The sequence below is a fragment of the Brevibacillus sp. MS2.2 genome (assembly GCF_013284345.1).
Taxonomy (GTDB): Bacteria; Bacillota; Bacilli; order Brevibacillales; family Brevibacillaceae; genus Brevibacillus; species Brevibacillus brevis_C.
This window is the reverse complement of record NZ_JABSUZ010000049.1, coordinates 20,824-38,869: the sequence shown is the minus strand read 5'-3', so window position 1 is coordinate 38,869 and position 18,046 is coordinate 20,824. Positions and strand designations below refer to the sequence as shown.

Sequence of the window (18,046 nt, the reverse complement as noted above, 5' to 3'; positions counted from 1 at the left end):
CAACGCCCCGTGCTTTCGGGTGACAGAAGATCGATTGCCGCTACTCATCGAAAAAGTGAAACGCCAAGCTACGACGATTTCGGCAAGAATCGGCGGAGCATGAGCAAACCCTCCATTCCAGCATCTGTTGGTGGAGGGTTTGCTTTTTTTAATAGGAACCATTGGATCTTTCAATTTTTTCACCTTGAAAAACTGTGTTAGTGTGAAAGAAACAGTGGGGAGGGAAGACAGACATGTTTCCATTTCGCGTCATAAATCAGGAAACCACGGAAGATGTGCTGGATATGGCCAGCGTGATTGAAGTGGTCGAGCAAGCCTATCAAATGAAATCAAGTCAGCAGGCGACGTTGTTTCCCCTCATTTTTCATGAGTTCGTAGAGGGTAGAGCCGACATGGATATTAAATCAGGTCATTTGCCCCAAGCCGATATATTTGGACTCAAGCTCGTCTCGTGGTTCGGTGACAATGACAAGAAAGGCTTGCCACAATTAGTGGGTACGGTGATGGTATTGGACAGCCAAACTGGGGTACCCCAGGGGATTTTGAGTGGAGAGCATATTACTTGCATGCGTACGGGAGCGGCTGGTGGAATCGGTGCAAAGTATTTGGCACGTCCCGAATCGGAGAACCTGCTCATTGTCGGGACGGGACACCAGGCTCCTTTTCAAATCATGGCGACACTGATGACGATGACAGAGATCAAGCGGGTGTACATTTGCAATCCGCGATCACCAGAAAAGGCGCAAAGCTTTGTCGCCAAAATCAAAGAGAACCTCTTGACTAGATTTGTCTCCAAATATGCAGGAGAAGAATACGAGTGTTATGCCAAGCGTTGTGACGTGCAGTTTATTGCCGTGGACAACCTCGAAGAAGCGACTAGACAAGCAGATATTATCATCACGGCAACCTCTTCACGTGAACCGATGATCCAAGCGGAGTGGGTGAAGCCAGGGACACATATTACCTGCATAGGGGCAGACATGGAAGGTAAACAGGAAATCGATGAACGGCTTTTTGCAAAAGCGCGCGTCTTCGTTGATGATGTAGGACAGGCTGTACGTGTGGGAGAGACGAAGGTAGCTGTAAAAAAGGGCCTGATAACAGAACGCGATATCGCAGCAGAGATCGGATATGTCATCCCTGGTCATGCCCGAGGACGACAACATGCAGAAGAAATCACGATTTTTGACAGCACCGGGATCGCGTTTCAGGATTTACTGACAGCTGCACACATTTTGAGTGTGGCGGATAAGCGCGGTGTAGGTACGATCGTTGATCTGTAAGGATGAAAGGACAGGATAAGGAGAGGAACGACGATGAGAATTGCACCTTTTAAAGTAGAAGAATGGATGAACGCCTACGAGATGGAGGCTGTTTACAATATTGCGGAAACATGCGTCGATTCGCTGACCGTAGAAGAGTTGATTCGCCTTTCCGATGAGCCGGAAGATTTTTTCCGCGAGATGGCCCAGAAGAAGCTGACGTACGGGCATATCGAGGGTTCGCCGGAATTCCGCAGCCTCGTCGCGAGTATGTATCAAACGATGAAGCCGGAGAACATTTTGGCGATGAACGGGGCGATCGGAGCGAATTTTCTCACCTTGTTCTCGCTCGTTGCGCCTGGTGACGAAGTAATTACAGTCCATCCGACGTATCAGCAAATTTATTCGGTACCGGAGTCGTTCGGAGCGCAGGTCAAGCTGCTCAGACTTTTGCCGGAAAATGATTTTCTGCCTGATCTGGATGAGTTGCGCTCGCTTGTTACAGACAAGACCAAGCTGATCTGTATCAACAATCCGAACAATCCATCTGGAGCTTTGATGGGTGAAGGATTGCTGCGAGAAATCGTAGAGATTGCCCGCTCCGTTGGTGCCTACCTGCTGTGTGACGAGGTGTATCGAAATTTGCATCAAGACCCGGAGGTTGTGGTGCCATCTATCGTGGACTTGTACGAAAAAGGGATTGCGACAAGCAGCATGTCCAAAGTGTTTTCATTGGCGGGCTTGCGCCTGGGATGGATTGCAGCACCTCAGGATGTGATCAAGAGCTGCTTTACGCACCGCGATTACACCACCATAAGCTGCGGGATGCTGGATGACATGCTGGCTGTCCATGCACTGAAAAACCGCGAAAAGATCATGGAACGCAACCTGAAGATCGTGCGGGACAACCTGCAAATTCTCGATGAGTGGGTAGCAAAGGAGCCGTTGGTCTCTTACGTCAAGCCGCAGGCAGGAACAACCGCGATGCTCAAGTACGAGCTGGATATCCCTTCGGAAACGTTTTGCATGGACCTGTTTAAAACGACAGGGGCGTTTTTGACACCAGGCAGTTGCTTCGACATGGAAGGCTGGTTACGCATCGGGTACGCCTGCTCGACAGAAGTGCTTCAAACAGGTTTATCAAAAGTATCGGAGTTTTTGGAGTCGCGCAAATAAGGGATAAAGTAGGAGACTTCGGTGGAAGAAAAGAGACACCTTATCCTGGTGTTCGGGCATTCTGGCAAAAAGGTACTGACGATCGTGAGCGACAGTAATGTAGATGCTCGCAAGCTGGCGGAGATTATAGGGAAGCACGTATAGGGTATCGGTTGAACATAGAGCCACTCTCGGCTACACTTTTTCTAACAGAGGTTGTTCAAAAAGCTGACTTTTTGAACACGCACTTACACGAAGAATGGGTGTCGTTCGGTGAGGGAGTGGTTAATCAATCATGGAGTTACGTAATCTGAAGACATTTCAGGTCGTTGCCGAGCATCTGAACTTGACGAAAGCTGCTGAGCAACTCGGATACAGCCAGCCTACGATTACACTCCAGATTCAAGCATTGGAGCGGGAGCTGGGCCATCCTTTGCTCAATCGGGTAGGCAAGCGCACGTTTTTGACACCGGCCGGAAAAATAGTGAAACAGCATACGGATCAGCTTTTCTACGTGCTCCAGCACATGGCGGAGGGACTTAATTACTTAGACATGCCTGTAGGACCGCTGGTCGTGGCGGCCCCGGAGTTTTATTGCATCCAATACATGCCCCAAATTCTGAAAGCATATGTGGAGACACATCCACAGGTTAATCTGCAGGTGATTTCATGCACCAGTCAGGAGACTTTGAAAAAAATCCAAGCCCACGAGGCGGATATTGGCATCATTGCGGGCACCACCTCGCAACCAGGTATTCATTCCAGTGTCGTGGACTTAGAACAATTCACTTTGATTGCTTCTCCTGATTTGATGAAGGACAAAACACTGGCAGATGCACTCGTGACCTTTCCTTTTTTGTCCTATCAGGAGGGATGCAATCTCGATGAATTTATTACCCAATGCCTGTTGGAGTTAAACTACATCCCACCCTCTGTCATTAAATGTAGCAGCGAAGAAACGATCAAACGGTCAGTCCTGAATCAAACAGGGATAGCCCTGCTCAGTAAGGTTCTCGTGGAAAAGGAGCTTCAAAAAGGAGAACTAATCGAGCTGTACAGCTTTTCCAAGAAAGCAGAAACATCGCTGGTCTGTCTGGGTCGCCGAAGAGAAGAACCCGCAATCCAGACCTTTATGGAGCTCGTCAAAGACGTCTGGTTATCCGTAAGAGAAGAGTAGTCATGACAAGGGGTTCTCTAAGAAGTCCCTTAAAAGTAAGGAAGCTGGGAAAGAAGGTTTCGTTTTTCCCAGCTTCTTTTTCGTTTTTATTGTCTGAGTCTGACGTTTATACAATTTGAATGTGGGGCAAATTGTCACATGGAAACAATATTTTCTTCTTGCACCTCTAGAGCGAGGATTGTTTGCGTGATATAATCTTGATTTCTTTCATTTTTGTGTGTAACGGCAATGATATTGTAAAATGACAGAAGGTAAGAGAAATAGGAGATGACAACAAATGAGTAAGCAAGTAAACGAAACCGAACTCGTTTCGCATGTAGCTACGAAAACAAAAGTAGACCCGGAAAAAATCAAGATCGTACTCAAGCATGAGCAAGCGTACATGAACAGTGCGAAGACGGATGCAAAAGGTGATGTTGACGTTGATTTTGATGATCTCGTAGATTACGTCATGAGTAAGTCAGATGTAAAGCTGGATGAGATCACTGTCGAGAAGATCCTGGATGTAGAGATGGAATACTTGATTAAAAAAGGAATCGCTGGATACATAGACGAATAGAGGACGTCTGATTGTCAGGAAAAGAAGAGTAGTGTTCCAAGCACATTCCCCTGTAGAGGGTGATGTGCTTTTTTATATATCTGAATGACAGTGGCTGCGGTGGGGAGAAGAATATTTCCAGTCTAGGCTCCAGGCTCCGTCCCGCTGAGGGTTGAGACTGTCCGCTCCGAAGGGATTCGCGGGGAAACGCAAAAGTGGTAGCCGCTACCTAGCCCAGGCACGTTGCGTTTCTTTTGCCCGCGAATCCCTTCTCCGCTCGGTAGGACTCCACAAGTCGCTACGTCTGGAAATATTCTTCTCTGTCGTGACGGAGTACAATCTTCAATCTTTTAATGCTTTTAAACCCTGTTTAGACACGGAAAGCTCGTAGAGGAAACAGGAGAAATAAGCGAAGATCTTTGGTACACCGACCGAGACGGAATGCAAAAAGCGAAACACGCTCTTAAGCGTCCACCTCTGAAACACATCCTGAATGGACCACTTTGGACGCGGTTTCGCTTTTTGCATGGAGGCGGGCAGTGAATCCCACAGCGGGTGGGACAAGAATCTGAGCGTTTTCTTCTGTTTCCTCCCCAGCACTACAGCGTGACGACAGCGTTTTTTAGTATTATTTAACAATGGGTATATACACTAAAAAATCCAAAAAATATCTGAAAGACAAATGTAAATTGTTTGACTATTGATGGTCGCCGTGTCTATAATTTGGTTATCTTTGTTAGTAATGTTAACTAACTGTGTGGCGGTGATCGATGAAGCGTGCAAGCTCCCAAAAAAACAGGTAATAGCAAACTCGTGAAAAAACTGAATAAAGAAGAAGTACTGCAGCAGGTCGTCTTGCACGGGCAAATTTCCCGCGCGGATATATCCAAACAGACACAGCTCAGCCGTCCATGTGTTTCCGCACTCGTAGATGAAATGATCCAGGAAGGACTCCTGCAAGAAGTAGGAATGGGCGATTCCAAAGGCGGCCGCAAGCCGATTTTGTTGGAGTACAACTACCAGGCCTACGCCATTGCCGGCGCGATTTTTGAAGGATCTACCCTGGACATGGCCATCGCAGATATGAAAGGTGAGTTCTTGGCTCGCTATCGAAAACGGCTGGCACAACCAGCGAATGGTGAAACCGTCATCGAAGATTTGGCCGCTGGACTTGATCGTTTGTTGCGTGAAAGCGGCATCCCGCGAGAGCGCCTGCTCGGAATGGGCGTCGGTTTGCAAGGGGTCACACAGCGTGGCAGTGGAACCGTCAGCTTTTCACCCAGCACAGGCTGGATGGGTTCACCGATTCAGCAGACCATCGAAGCGCGACTCGGACTGCCCGTCATTATCGACAATGACGTGAATATGATGACACTGGGCGAGTACGTCCGTGGAGCAGGGGTCGGCCATACCAACGTCGTCTACATGTACGTAGGAACGGGGATTGGGGCCGGGATCATTTTGGATGGACAGTTTTATCGGGGGAGTCGTGAGGCAGCAGGAGAAATCGGCTTCATGATGATCGGCCCGGTACATAATCGCCCGAATGGCGCGTCAGGGGTGTTTGAGACGCATTATTCGATTCCGGGCATCCAAGAGCAGGCTAAGGGATTTCTCTCTGACCTTCAGGAAGGGTCGAGTGTCATAGAAGAGCTGATCCGGCACGCCAAACAAAATGCAGATGCAAAGGAGCTTCTTGCAGATGTGTATCGACATTGGGCGTACGGAATGGCGAACATCATCAGTATTTTGAACCCGGAAATATTGATCCTGAGCGGGGAGATGGTCCACGTCGATGGTGAAGGGGTGAAGCAAATTCACGAATGGCTGAGAGAATGGGTGCCCGAGGTACCTAATCTCGAAAAAGCGAGTCTGGGGGAACGAGCTGGTTTGATTGGTGCTGTCCACAGTGTTTTGGAAGCGTTTCCTTTCACACGACTGCTTGACAAAGAGTGAGAAGAACAAGAGGGGGAGTTCGTTTTGAAGAAGACAACTAGCAAGCTGAAAACATGGATGAAGGGCGTATTTGTCAGCTCCTTGGCTCTGACTGTGGCTGCGTGCGGCACTGGAGGACAGGAAGCAAAGCCTGCCGACAACAGCGCAGGCGGCCAATCGGGTACGGCTGCTCAACCTGCTGATTCATCGGGTGACCCACAAAGACTGGTGATTTACACCGGACGGGACAAAAACATTTTTGAAATCGTATTGCCAAAATTCAAAGAAAAGTACCCGAACATTGAAGTGGAAACACTTGAAATGGGTGCGCAACAAATTTTGGAGCGCGTTCGTGCAGAGAAAGCGAACCCGCAGGCTGACTTCTGGTGGGGCGGTACCCAATCTGCTCTAGCGACAGCAGCCAATGAAGATCTGCTTGAGCCTTACAAGCCGACTTTTGCAGACAAGGTTCCGGATTTGTACAAAGATCCGCAAGATCGCTGGTACGGCGAAATGCTTTTGCCAGAGGTTATCATGTACAACTCGCAGGTGCTGAAGCCAGAAGAAGCACCGCAAGATTGGGATGAATTGATCGATCCGAAATTCAAAGACAAGATCGTGATCCGAAACGTACTGCCGTCCGGCACGATGCGTACCATTTATTCCGCAATGATCTTCCGTCAAGGGGCGGATACTCCTGAAAAAGGTTTTGAATGGCTGACCAAGCTCGATGCCAATACAAAAGAGTACACGCAAGACCCGACAAACCTGTATCTGAAGCTGGATCGTCAAGAGGGGGTCATCTCCCTGTGGAATCTCCAAGACGTTCTGATCCAAAGCAAAAAGAACAACCATCCGTATGACTTCATTTATCCGAAGAGCGGGGCACCGATTCTGGTAGATGGCGTGGCTCTGGTAAAAGGCGCGAAAAACCTGGACGCAGCGAAAAAGTTCATGGAATTCTTGATGAGTCCTGAAATAGCTGCCCAATTGGCGAAAGAGCGCTTCCAGTTCCCATCTCGTACAGACATCAGCAAGGACGAATTGCCAGACTTCATGAAAAATCTCGAGCTGAAGCCGATGGAACTCGATTGGGCTGTCATGGCTGAAAAAGAAAAAGAGTGGATGCAGCATTGGGATGAGAACATCAAGGGGAAAGGCAAGAAGTAAGGAAGGGTTTTTTAAAAGCAGCTAGGCGGGAAGGAGTTGTCCTTTCCGTCTAGTCACATATAGAAGTTGTTTTTATACGGACGCAGCTTGAAATGACTTGCGATGAAGGAGGAAACACAACCCGATGAGCAGCGTAACACTTGATCACGTTCACAAAAGGTTTGGCCAAGCAAAAGGGGTCGAAGATGTTCACATTCATATCGAATCAGGAGAGTTTTTTACTTTTCTCGGTCCGAGTGGCTGCGGCAAAACGACTACCCTGCGCATGATTGCCGGCTTTTATTATCCAACGGAAGGCCATATCCGCTTTGGATCACAGGAGGTCACATCTCTTCCTCCCCATAAACGCAATACCGGGATGGTATTTCAAAACTACGCGTTGTTCCCGCACATGACTGTTTTTGAAAATATCGCGTTTGGCTTGCAGGTTCGGAAAGTCAACAAAACCGATGCAAAAGAGCGTGTAGAACGGATCATGAAGCTGGTCCGTCTGGAAGGCTATGGCGAACGCCGTATTGATCAGCTTTCTGGGGGACAACAGCAACGGGTAGCACTGGCACGGGCGCTGGTCATCGAGCCGCAGATTCTGCTGTTGGATGAGCCGCTGTCCAATCTGGATGCGAAGCTTCGAGAAGAGACGCGCTTCGAGATCAAGAGACTCCAGTTGGAGCTGGGGATTACGACGATTTACGTTACACACGATCAGGCAGAAGCGATGTCGATGTCAGACCGGATTATGGTCATGCAGAGCGGAGAAGTGCAGCAGATCGGAACACCGCATGAGATTTACCATCGTCCTGTAAACCGTTTTGTCGCGTCTTTTATCGGCGAGACGAATCTGTGGGAAGGGACAGTTACAGGGTTTGACGGCGATGAAGTGCTGGTTCGCACGGCTTCTGGACAAATGCTAAGCGGATTTAAGGAAAATGCCTCTCCACGTGCACAGTTGTCAGTTGGGGAGAAAGTAACCATGTCCATTCGTCCTGAATCCGTTCTGGAGAGTACAGGAAATGAAGGACAAAATGTAGTGACAGGCTCTGTTGTTATGTCTGAATTTACAGGGGCGTGTGTCAATTACGTCACGGAAGTAGGAACGGAGAGCTTGCGCAGCATGTCCATCAACCTGGGACGACCGATTAAACAGCGCGGCGATGCCATCGGCCTACATATACCGAAAGAGAGCATTTATTTTGCCGGATAAGGGGGAAGAAGCTTTTGAGAGCAGAGTTGCAGCAAGCGCCGACAGCAGCCAGACGAAAGTCCATCACCGCTTCACCCGCCTTCGTCTACGTGCTGGTATCGCCACTCTTTTTAATATTGTTGGCTTATGTCATTTATCCATTGTTCGAAACGTTCGTTGCGAGTATCAAAATCGATGAAGAAATTACGTGGAAAAACTACATTCGCTTCTTCAGTCTGGAGCATACCGCTAACCTGGAAGCGTTGTGGAACAGTATCTACATATCGGTTCTGAGTGTTGTTACGTGCGGAATTGTTGGTGTCGCGATGGCGTTTTTATTGGAACGCTATGATTTTCCTGGACGAAAAATACTTTCAGTGCTGGCTTTGGTTCCGATGGCATTGCCTCCACTCATTGGCGTTCTCTCGTTTACCTTTTTGTACGGAGAGAGCGGAATCATTCCACGGGCGATCAAAGAGCTGTTCGGGCTTGCCCAGGTTCCTTTCTCGTTAAAAGGAATTTGGGGTGTGGTCGTCGTTCATACGTTTACGATGTACACCTATTTCTTCATGACAGCAACGGCAGCAATCAAGGGACTCGACCCTTCCTTGGAAGAGGCGGCAGCCAGTCTTGGAGCGAATCGCTTTACCGTTTGGCGGCGCATTATTTTGCCGATGCTCACGCCAGCCATGGTCGCGTCTTCTCTGTTGGTTTTCATGATTTCGATGGCTTCTTATACGGCACCGCTCATTTTCGGCATTGACCGGACGATGACGATGCAAATCTATCTGTCTCGCACCAATGGAGATTTGGACATGGCTGCGACACAGTCTACGATTCTTTCAATTGTTTCTGTGGCTTTTCTTTTGATCATGCGTTGGTACCAAGGCGCGCGCAACTACCAGAACTTGAGCAAAGGGGTCAGCGTGCATCGTACCGAGATTAAGAGCAAAGCGGGACGCTATACCACGATTGTGCTGTCTTTTATCGGTACAGTCATTCTGATGCTGCCAATTCTCGTATTGGTACTCATCTCCTTCTCGGTGGATGGTACCTGGACGGTGCAAATATTACCTCCGGAGTATACCCTATCGCATTACATGGATTTGTTCACGGATAGCAAGACATGGCGTCCGATTCTGAACAGCTTGCAGTTGTCTGCTATCGCGGTAATCGGGATCGTCATTTTCGGTGTAGCTGCGGCATATGCCATGGTTCGCCTCAAGTTTCGCGGGAAAACGCTTCTGGATGTGTTGATCATGCTGCCATGGGCATTGCCAGGGACAGTTGTGGCGATCAACCTGATTGCAGCGTTCAGTGAGCCGAATGCATTCAGCTTTGGTCAGGTTTTGATCGGAACATTCTGGATTATCCCGTTGGCGTATTTTGTCCGACATCTGCCACTTGTGTTTCGCTCTACCAATGCGACTTTGATGCAGATGGACCCATCTGTCGAGGAGGCTGCGCGGAATCTGGGTGCTTCCTGGTGGTACAGTTTCAGACGTGTCGTGTTCCCGATGGCTTGGGGTGGAATTCTCGCAGGTACGCTTTTGGCATTCGTTCAGTGTATCGGGGAGTTCGTAGCTTCGATTCTGATTTTTACGCCGAAGACGACGCCATTGTCTGTCGCGGTATTCCAACGCATGTACAGTAATGAATTCGGCACCGCTTGCGCCTATGGTGTCTTGCAAATCGTGGTCATCATCATCGTGTTGTTCATCTCCAGAAAATTGACCGGAGATAAAGCGGGAACTGCCGTGTAAAGCTGGATGCCATCGTGAAAAAGGGGGATCTTCACGTGGATGTCAGTGAATCGATGGACAAGAAATCACCGATGGTACAGCCGACCAAATTGCCCTGCCCGCCTATTCCCGCATCTGCTCGCACCATGCAGGGGGAACACGGACTGCTCGATCTGTGGAAAGCGATTAAGCCGCTCGCTACCATTGCCAGTGCCATGAACACAGGTGCCCATCCGGACGATGAGCACAGTGCCATGCTCGCTTACTTGGCGCTGGGGAGAGGTGTGTATACCACGAGTGTGATCGCGACGAGAGGGGAAGGCGGCCAAAACGAAATCGGCTGCGAGCAAGGCACTGCGCTTGGGATTATCCGCACGCGCGAGCTGGAAGAAGCCTCATCTCTTAGCAATGTGACGCTTGGCATCTTAAGCGAAGAGCTGGATGATCCCATTCACGATTTCGGGTTCTCCAAATGCGCCGAAGAAACCTTCCGCAAATGGGGCGAAGAGGTCGTGTACGAGCGGTTGATTCGAAAAATCAGAGAGCTGCGTCCCGATGTCGTCATTGCTTGCTTTGAAAATGAACCGACGACACACGGACATCACCGGGCGATTACGTTACTGACACAGCGAGCTTTCCACGAAGCAGCCGATCCACAGATCTTCCCGGAACATAGGCAAGCTGGACTTTTGCCGTGGCAAATGAAAAAGCTGTATTTGCCTATTATGGACAACGATGATTATCACGTCGCTGTACCCGTAGGGGAATACGACCAAATCTACGGGTCATCCTATGTTCAGCTTGGTGAGCGATCGAGGTTTATGCATAAGACACAGGGGATGGGGGTTCATTACGACGAAGGCCCGACCTACAATTACTACCGCTTGGATGCATCTGTTACTCCGGCACCGGAAAAAGAGCGCGACTTTTTTTCCGGACTTCCCGTCAGTTTTGCTGATCTGGCGCAGAACATCGCTGCAAAAGGCGGGCAAGAACTCGCGGAAGTGCTTCACCGTATGCACGATGCGGCTACAGATGTATTGAATGCCTACCCGCGTTTTGCTGAGGTGGCACAAAGGGTTCACCGCATGAAGGCTTTGCTTGCGACTGCACAACAAGAAGTAGGCAAGGCTCCACTCGATCAAGACACAAAGATTGATTTATTGTATCGGCTAGGACTCAAGGAAGCGCAGCTAAACCGTGCCAGTGCGGAGGCTCTGTCTTTGGTCGTGAAAATCAAGCCGGAGACAGGCGAGTGGGTGGCAGGCCAGACGACAACGGTTACCGTAACGGCTTACAACGGCGGCTCGCTTGAGGTTGAGCATGTGCAACTGCGTATGCGTGTCCCCGCTGGATGGACGGCGAAACCGCTCACGCCAACGGCTTTTCCACGACTTGCTTACAATCAGACGGTGTGCACCGTATTTGAGGTATCGATTCCGGCCCAGACAGAGCTGTTCCATCCATACAAGACTCCTGTGCTCGATGTCGAGGTGCTCTATTTCGCCTTCGATACAGCCAGTACGATTCGCGTGGAACCGGATAGTCGTGTAGCTGTGCTTCCGCCGTATGCCGTGACGCTTACTCCGTCAGATGTGGTGCGAAACACGCTGCATACGGATGAGACGATCCCGGTTAAGGTAACACTGAAACAGTACCGTCCGGGAAGCTCTACAGCCAAGGTCGCTCTCGTTGTCCCGGAAGGCTGGACAGCGGAGCCAGCCTTTGTCGATGTGCCGTTTTCTTTCCGCAGCGAAACGAAAACAATCGCGTTTACTGTTCATACCACACCGCAGGTGACGAATGGCAAATATCAGATCAGCGCTACGGTCGCGGGGACAGACGGTGTGACAGAGATTGCGCAAGATGTGCAGGTCATTGAATACCCGCATGTCGGCCGCACGTATTTCATCCGGCCCGCTACGCTGACTGTTCAAGCCTTTGACCTGGCCATCCCGAAAAATCAACGGATCGGCTACGTATCCAGCGGCTTTGACAATATGGATAAATACTTGCGCGCGGTTGGGGTGAATTGCCTCAATCTCGACGCAAACGAAATACAGTCGGGCGATTTGTCCCGGTACGACACGATTGTTCTCGGCATTCGCGCATACGGATTCCGCCGCGAATTAATCGAGAGCAACCAGCGTCTTTTGCACTATGTAGAAAACGGCGGAAATCTCGTCGTTCAATACCACAAGCCGGAGGACAAATGGAAACCGCACTTGGCACCATACCCTATTTTTATCGGCGAATCGTTGATCGATTGGCGGGTGACCAATGAGCAATCAGACGTCCGTATGCTGGCCCCTGACCATCCGATGTTCCAGGAGCCAAACGTGATTACCCAAGCAGACTGGGATGGATGGGTGCAGGAGCGCTCCATCTACAATCCTTCTCGCTGGGGAAGCGAGTATACCGAGCTGATTGCGACTAGTGATCCGGGAGAACCGGAGTTCCGCGGCATTTTTCTCACGGCGCACTATGGAAAAGGGACGTACACCTACAGCTCGCTTGCCTGGTTCCGCGAGATTCCACAGCTAGTCCCAGGTGCTTTTCGCTTGTTCGTCAACATGATCAGTCAGAAGCAGTAATGCCCCATCCACTCCGGGCCTACCGTGGGTCGATCCATGGCTACATCAATGACATGCAAACGTACAGACCGCCATGATTGATATAGACATCAATCTGAAAATGGAATGGAGGAACGTTCATTGAGTAAGGGGAAACTTGCCAAGCTGTACACGATTACGACTGCTGCGGTGCTAGCCACAAGTCTGATTATGCCGGTAGCACCCGAGACCGCCCATGCAGACCGCGGGGTTGTCGACCTGTGGAAAGCCATCAAGCCGCTCACCACGATTGCCAGTGCGATGAACACCGGAGCACATCCGGACGATGAGCACAGTTCGATGCTCGCGTATTTGTCGCTTGGCAAAGGGGTGGACACATCCAGTGTCATTGCGAACCGAGGCGAGGGAGGACAGAACGAGATAGGCAGCGAGCTGGGTAATGCGCTGGGGATCATTCGTACCCGCGAATTGCAGGAAGCTTCCAAAATCACGAACATCCATCTGGAGAACCTCAGTGAAAAGATCGATGACCCTATTTTTGACTTCGGCTTTTCCAAAAGCCCGGATGAAACCTTGCAAAAATGGGGAGAGGATGTCGCGTACGAAAAGCTCATCCGCCGTATCCGGACACTGAGACCCGATGTCGTGATTCCCGCATTTTTGAACGAACCTTCGACTCACGGTCATCATCGCGCGATTAATGTCATTACGGTGCGGGCATTCAAGGATGCCGCAGATCCAAACGTTTTTCCACAGCATGCAAAAGAAGGCTTGGCTCCTTGGCAGGTGAAGAAGCTGTATCTGCCTGCAAAGGAACAGGATTACTCGGTCAAGGTGCCTGTTGGCGACTATGACGAAATTTATGGTGCCTCTTACGTCCAACTCGGCGAAGAATCCCGTTTCATGCACAAGAGCCAGGGGATGGGACGCCACTATGACGAAGGGCCAAGCTTCAATTATTACAAGCTCGATCAAGCCATCGTAGAGACAAAAGACAAGGAAGCAGACTTTTTTGAGGGAATTTCCTATTCGTTTGACGATTTAGCCAAGGAAGTGGCCAGCCAGTCTGGCGGGGAAAAAGTCGCGGGTGAACTGAAAAAGCTGCAAAAGGATGCCGCAGAGGTCATTGCTGCATACCCAAGCTTTGCCTCAGTAGCCAAGGAAGCGCATGAAATGCTGGCGGATGTGGAAAAAGCGACGGCAGTAGTCGAAGCGTCCTCCCTGCCAACTGAGACGAAAACAGACTTGCGCCATCGGTTGGGAGTGAAGAAATCCCAACTGAACAAGGCGAGTGCTGAAGCGCTCTCGCTCGTAACCAAAGTAAAGCCTGAGACAACTGAGCTGGTAGCAGGCCAAACAACGAAAGTAACGGTCACGGCTTACAACGGCGGCCAAGCAAAAGTCGGGAAGATCAATCTCGCGCTGAATGTACCAAAAGGCTGGCAAGCCAAGCCACAATCGACCACCAGCTTCTCATCGCTCGGCTACAATCAGACGGTAAAAACGACATTTGATGTCACAGTACCTTCTGATGCTGCTCTGTTCCAACCGTATGCCGCTTTCGCCATTACGGCAGACGTCAGCTACAGCTTTGCAGGCTCGACGGCGAATAGCCATGTGACACCAGCAGATGCCATTGCAGTTCTTCCATCTTTTTCTATGGTGCTGAGTCCAAATGCGACGGTTTTGAATACGCAGAAGCCAGAGGAGCCAATCCCAGTCAAGGTTACGGTGAAAAACTACAATCCAGGTGCAGCGAAAACCAACATCTCTCTCGACGTACCAAAAGGCTGGAGTGTAGAACCACAAGCAGCACCGCTCGCCTTTGGGGCCAAGGGAGAAACAAAGTCGGTTGCCTTTACGGTCAAAGCAAATGCTTCGGTCCAACCGGATAAGTATACGGTGACAGCAGTAGCGTCTGGCAGTGGTAAAGAGAGCCGACACGGGGCCCAGGTCATCCGTTACCCGCATATCGGTACGACTTACTTTGTCCAACCAGCGACGCTTGCCATCCAGGCTTTTGACCTGAAGGTGCCGGAAGGATTGAAGGTCGGTTACGTATCCAGTGGCTTTGACAATATCGATCAGTATTTGTCCCAATTGGGAGTCGATGTGACCAATCTGTCGGCAAAAGACATCGAGTCTGGTGATCTGGATCAATACGATACGATCGTGCTGGGTATTCGTGCTTATGGTTTCCGACCTGAGCTGATTCCTTCGAATGCACGCTTGCTGAAATACGTGGAAAACGGCGGAAATCTGGTCGTGCAATACCACAAGCCAGAGGATAAATGGAAGCCCGAGCTGGCACCTTATCCCATCAAAATCGGTGCTCCGCTAATTCAATGGCGTGTCACAGACGAAAACTCCAAAGTAACAGTACTGGCGCCTGATCATGCTTTGTTCCATTCGCCAAACAAAATCACGGAGGAAGATTGGGACAACTGGATTCAGGATCGTTCCGCTTATAATCCATCCGAGTGGGGCAAGGAATACACAGAGCTCATCTCCAATGGAGACGAAGGCGAGAAGGAATTTACGGGTACGTACCTCACTGCCAAGTATGGAAAAGGAACATATACCTACAGCTCGCTCGTATGGTATCGCGAAATTCCATCACTCGTACCGGGTGCGATCCGATTGTTTGTCAACATGATCAGCCCACAGCAGTAAAGTAATCATAGTAGAAGGAAGGCGATCGCTCGGCGGTCGCCTCCCTCCTATAAGAAGATCAGACGCAAAAATAGAAGCAGCATACGAACGGGTAGGGAAGGAGATGCAAGAAAGATGAATTACAGAGAGCGAATTTTTCAACAGGAGGGAGCCAGTTTCCCTGGCAAGACATACGTGGAGGCAGTTTTGGAGCCTGCATTCAATGAAGCGAAGCAGCATCTGCTACATCCGATGATGGCGATCAACAAGGCGCATTTGATCATGCTTCGTGAACAAGAATTGCTCACAGACGATGAGGCCAAAAGAATTGCTGGTGCACTGTGTGGGATCGAAATGGAAGAGCTGCGCCAATCGCATTACACCGGACAGTTTGAAGATTTGTTCTTTCAGGTAGAGAGCCGTTTACTGGAACTGGCTCCTGATGTGGCAGGAAATCTGCATCTGGCTCGCAGCCGCAACGACATGGGGATTACCATATACCGCATGGTGCTGCGTGAAAAATTGTTGGTAACCTTGGCTTCTGCCCTCTATCTGAAAGAGCATTTGCTCCTCTTTGCAAATGAGCATGTGGATACGATCATGATTGGTTACACACATACACAGCAGGCACAGCCGACGACAATGGCGCATTACATCATGGCGGCTACTGACATGCTCAGCCGTGATATCAAGCGACTGATCCAAGCTTATCACACAGTCAATCGCTCACCAATGGGAGCAGCAGCCTTGACGACTTCTGGCTTTGCGATCAGCCGGGAGCGGATGCGCGAATTGCTCGGATTTGATGAGCTGGTGGAAAATTCCTATGATGCAGTCTGCGGCGCAGATTATTTGGGGGAAGTAGCGACAGCCGTTCAATTGGCAGCGATTAATTTGGGGCGTACGGTTCAAGATATGCTGCTGTGGTGCACACAAGAGTTCGCGGGGTTAAAAGTCGCGAGTCCATACGTGCAGATCAGCTCCATCATGCCGCAAAAGCGAAATCCGGTTTCCTTTGAGCATATGCGCTCTCTGTTGTCCAGTGCAGCAGGAAATGCGACGACAGTGCTTACGATGATGCACAATACCCCTTTTGGCGATATCGTGGATACCGAGGATGACATGCAGCCATACGCGTGGCGGAGCATGGGAGTACTCGAGCAGATGTATCGTTTGATGGCAAGCGTTGTGGGTACGATGGAAGTGAACAAGGACGTCCTTTTGGAGCGGGCAAAGGGTAGCTTTGCAACCGTCACGGAGCTGGCGGATACATTGGTGCGCACGGATCAGCTTTCGTTCCGCAAATCGCATCACATCGTGAGTCGTGTGGTAAAAGAAGCGATGAGCGAGCAGCTCGCTGCGAACCAAATCAGCTTGGAGCTGGTAAACCGTGCAGCCGTGGAAGTAATCGGGCGGGAGCTGTCGCTCACAGCAGAAGAGCTCAGACTGGCGCTTGACCCGGTTCATTTCGTAATGATCCGCAAGCTACCTGGTGGCCCCAATCCGGAAGAAATGAAGCGTATGATCGCCGTTCGTCAAACAGTTCTCCAGCAGGAAACAGAATGGTTGGCACAGAAAAAGCAGGCGATTGCCAATGTGATGAAAGGGCTTGATCAGATGACAGCCGAATGGAGTGTGGGGTAATGGCAGTGGTGCGAATACCTCTTCTGGCAGTGGACGGAGGGGGCACCAAGTGTCTGGCGGTACTGGTGGACCGCTCCAGAAATGAAATCGGTGCAGGACGCTCCGGTTCATGCAATTATCAAGGGATCGGGGAGGAAGCGGCAGCTCGTGAGTTGGTTGCAGCAATCAGCCAAGCTCTGGACGATGCGATCGCTCGTCAAACAGTTGCCCCCTTTATAAGCAGCACTCCGACGCTGGATGGACCAATCGAATGGGAAATCGAGTGCGCGGTGTTCGGGATCGCTGGCCTGGACACAGAGTATGATCGTCAGGTGATCTCGCGGATGGTGAGCAAGGTGCTGCACCAGCTCGGTATTCGCGTCCAGCAGTTGATTGTGGAAAACGACGGGTTTGCGGCATTGCTCGGTGCGACCGGAGGCAAACCCGGCATTCTGGTCATCGCAGGCACAGGCTCGATTGCTTTTGGTGTAAACGATGAACAGGAAACGGCGCGAGCAGGAGGCTGGGGGCATCGGGTTGGTGACGAGGGCAGCGGCTACTGGATCGGCAAGCAAGCGATTATGGCGGTATTAAAAGCAGCGGATGGCCGCGGTGAGCCGACCGTATTGAAGGAGCTGCTCCTCCCGCACGTTGGACTGGGACGCGTAGATGAATTGTTTAACTGGACGTACAGTGAGCATTATTCTGTAGAGAAGGTAGGAGAGCTGTCGCCGTTGGTCAGTCGAGCGGCACTTGACGGAGACAAGGTGGCAGCAGCTATTTTGCAGGTCGCAGGCGAAGAGCTTTTCGATGCTGCTCGGGCTGTCATAGATACGTTGCAAATGAAAGCCAAGCCGTTTCAGATGATCATGCAGGGAGGTGTTTTGCAAAACGATGATCGCGTGCGAGAGATAGTCGTAGAGCGCGTCCGAGAGTATGCTGCGCAGGTCGTCATCGAAAATGCGAAAAACGATCCGATTTACGGTGTCATAGCAAAAGGATTGGCTTATTTAGAACGCCAATCGAGCGGCAAGTGAGG

At 50.4% G+C, this 18,046-nt stretch carries 13 protein-coding genes; all 13 read left to right on the top strand.

Translation table 11 applies throughout. The annotated features are described in order from the left end of the window. Window positions 1–233 precede the first annotated feature (233 nt). The 13 genes from HP568_RS27185 to HP568_RS27130 all read left to right on the top strand — a co-directional run bounded on the left by HP568_RS27185 (window position 234) and on the right by HP568_RS27130 (window position 18,044). On the top strand, window positions 234–1,283 hold the full coding sequence (locus HP568_RS27185) for an ornithine cyclodeaminase family protein (protein WP_173630739.1): 1,050 nt from the start codon (window positions 234–236) through the stop codon (window positions 1,281–1,283). A 33-nt stretch (window positions 1,284–1,316) separates the two neighbouring features. Continuing rightward, complete coding sequence (locus tag HP568_RS27180; RefSeq protein ID WP_048034302.1) at window positions 1,317–2,438, top strand: aminotransferase; 1,122 nt, start codon at window positions 1,317–1,319, stop codon at window positions 2,436–2,438. A gap of 21 nt (window positions 2,439–2,459) precedes the next feature. Continuing rightward, window positions 2,460–2,582: a hypothetical protein gene (locus HP568_RS30095; RefSeq protein WP_256434961.1), complete on the top strand. Its 123-nt coding sequence runs from the start codon at window positions 2,460–2,462 to the stop codon at window positions 2,580–2,582. A 130-nt stretch (window positions 2,583–2,712) separates the two neighbouring features. Beyond that, on the top strand, window positions 2,713–3,594 hold the full coding sequence (locus HP568_RS27175) for a LysR family transcriptional regulator (RefSeq protein WP_048034301.1): 882 nt from the start codon (window positions 2,713–2,715) through the stop codon (window positions 3,592–3,594). Between the two features lie 277 nt (window positions 3,595–3,871). After that, entirely contained in the window at window positions 3,872–4,153 is a 282-nt protein-coding gene (locus HP568_RS27170) for a hypothetical protein (protein WP_048034300.1), read from the top strand. A 756-nt stretch (window positions 4,154–4,909) separates the two neighbouring features. Beyond that, a complete protein-coding gene (locus tag HP568_RS27165) occupies window positions 4,910–6,088 on the top strand; it encodes an ROK family protein (protein ID WP_048034299.1) in 1,179 nt (392 codons plus the stop codon). A gap of 24 nt (window positions 6,089–6,112) precedes the next feature. Next, window positions 6,113–7,237, top strand: a complete 1,125-nt coding sequence (locus tag HP568_RS27160) for an extracellular solute-binding protein (protein ID WP_048034298.1) — start codon at window positions 6,113–6,115, stop codon at window positions 7,235–7,237. A gap of 124 nt (window positions 7,238–7,361) precedes the next feature. Beyond that, the gene (locus HP568_RS27155; protein ID WP_048034297.1) at window positions 7,362–8,438 is read left to right on the top strand and encodes an ABC transporter ATP-binding protein; all 1,077 of its coding nucleotides are present in this window, start codon (window positions 7,362–7,364) and stop codon (window positions 8,436–8,438) included. A gap of 14 nt (window positions 8,439–8,452) precedes the next feature. Then, window positions 8,453–10,180 carry an ABC transporter permease gene (locus tag HP568_RS27150; protein ID WP_048034296.1) on the top strand — a complete coding sequence of 576 codons (1,728 nt, stop codon included), beginning with the start codon at window positions 8,453–8,455 and terminating at the stop codon, window positions 10,178–10,180. Window positions 10,181–10,233: 53 nt separating this feature from the next. Beyond that, on the top strand, window positions 10,234–12,753 hold the full coding sequence (locus HP568_RS27145) for an NEW3 domain-containing protein (protein WP_048035936.1): 2,520 nt from the start codon (window positions 10,234–10,236) through the stop codon (window positions 12,751–12,753). Between the two features lie 120 nt (window positions 12,754–12,873). After that, window positions 12,874–15,405 (top strand): NEW3 domain-containing protein, encoded by a 2,532-nt coding sequence (locus HP568_RS27140; protein ID WP_173630738.1) that lies wholly within the window; start codon window positions 12,874–12,876, stop codon window positions 15,403–15,405. Between the two features lie 114 nt (window positions 15,406–15,519). Next, window positions 15,520–17,028, top strand: a complete 1,509-nt coding sequence (gene argH, locus HP568_RS27135; RefSeq protein ID WP_173630737.1) for an argininosuccinate lyase — start codon at window positions 15,520–15,522, stop codon at window positions 17,026–17,028. Then, the gene (locus HP568_RS27130) at window positions 17,028–18,044 is read left to right on the top strand and encodes an N-acetylglucosamine kinase (protein WP_173630736.1); all 1,017 of its coding nucleotides are present in this window, start codon (window positions 17,028–17,030) and stop codon (window positions 18,042–18,044) included. The genes argH and HP568_RS27130 overlap by 1 nt, the downstream gene beginning before the upstream one ends. The last annotated feature ends 2 nt before the right edge of the window (window positions 18,045–18,046 follow it).

Bases quoted from the DNA above. Each gene is read 5' to 3' on its own strand.
- HP568_RS27130 (WP_173630736.1), top strand. From the start codon at position 17,028: ATGGCAGTGGTGCGAATACCTCTTCTGGCAGTGGACGGAGGGGGCACC.
- HP568_RS27175 (WP_048034301.1), top strand. From the start codon at position 2,713: ATGGAGTTACGTAATCTGAAGACATTTCAGGTCGTTGCCGAGCATCTG.
- HP568_RS27180 (WP_048034302.1), top strand. From the start codon at position 1,317: ATGAGAATTGCACCTTTTAAAGTAGAAGAATGGATGAACGCCTACGAG.
- HP568_RS27155 (WP_048034297.1), top strand. From the start codon at position 7,362: ATGAGCAGCGTAACACTTGATCACGTTCACAAAAGGTTTGGCCAAGCA.
- HP568_RS27170 (WP_048034300.1), top strand. From the start codon at position 3,872: ATGAGTAAGCAAGTAAACGAAACCGAACTCGTTTCGCATGTAGCTACG.
- HP568_RS27145 (WP_048035936.1), top strand. From the start codon at position 10,234: ATGGACAAGAAATCACCGATGGTACAGCCGACCAAATTGCCCTGCCCG.
- argH (WP_173630737.1), top strand. From the start codon at position 15,520: ATGAATTACAGAGAGCGAATTTTTCAACAGGAGGGAGCCAGTTTCCCT.
- HP568_RS27185 (WP_173630739.1), top strand. From the start codon at position 234: ATGTTTCCATTTCGCGTCATAAATCAGGAAACCACGGAAGATGTGCTG.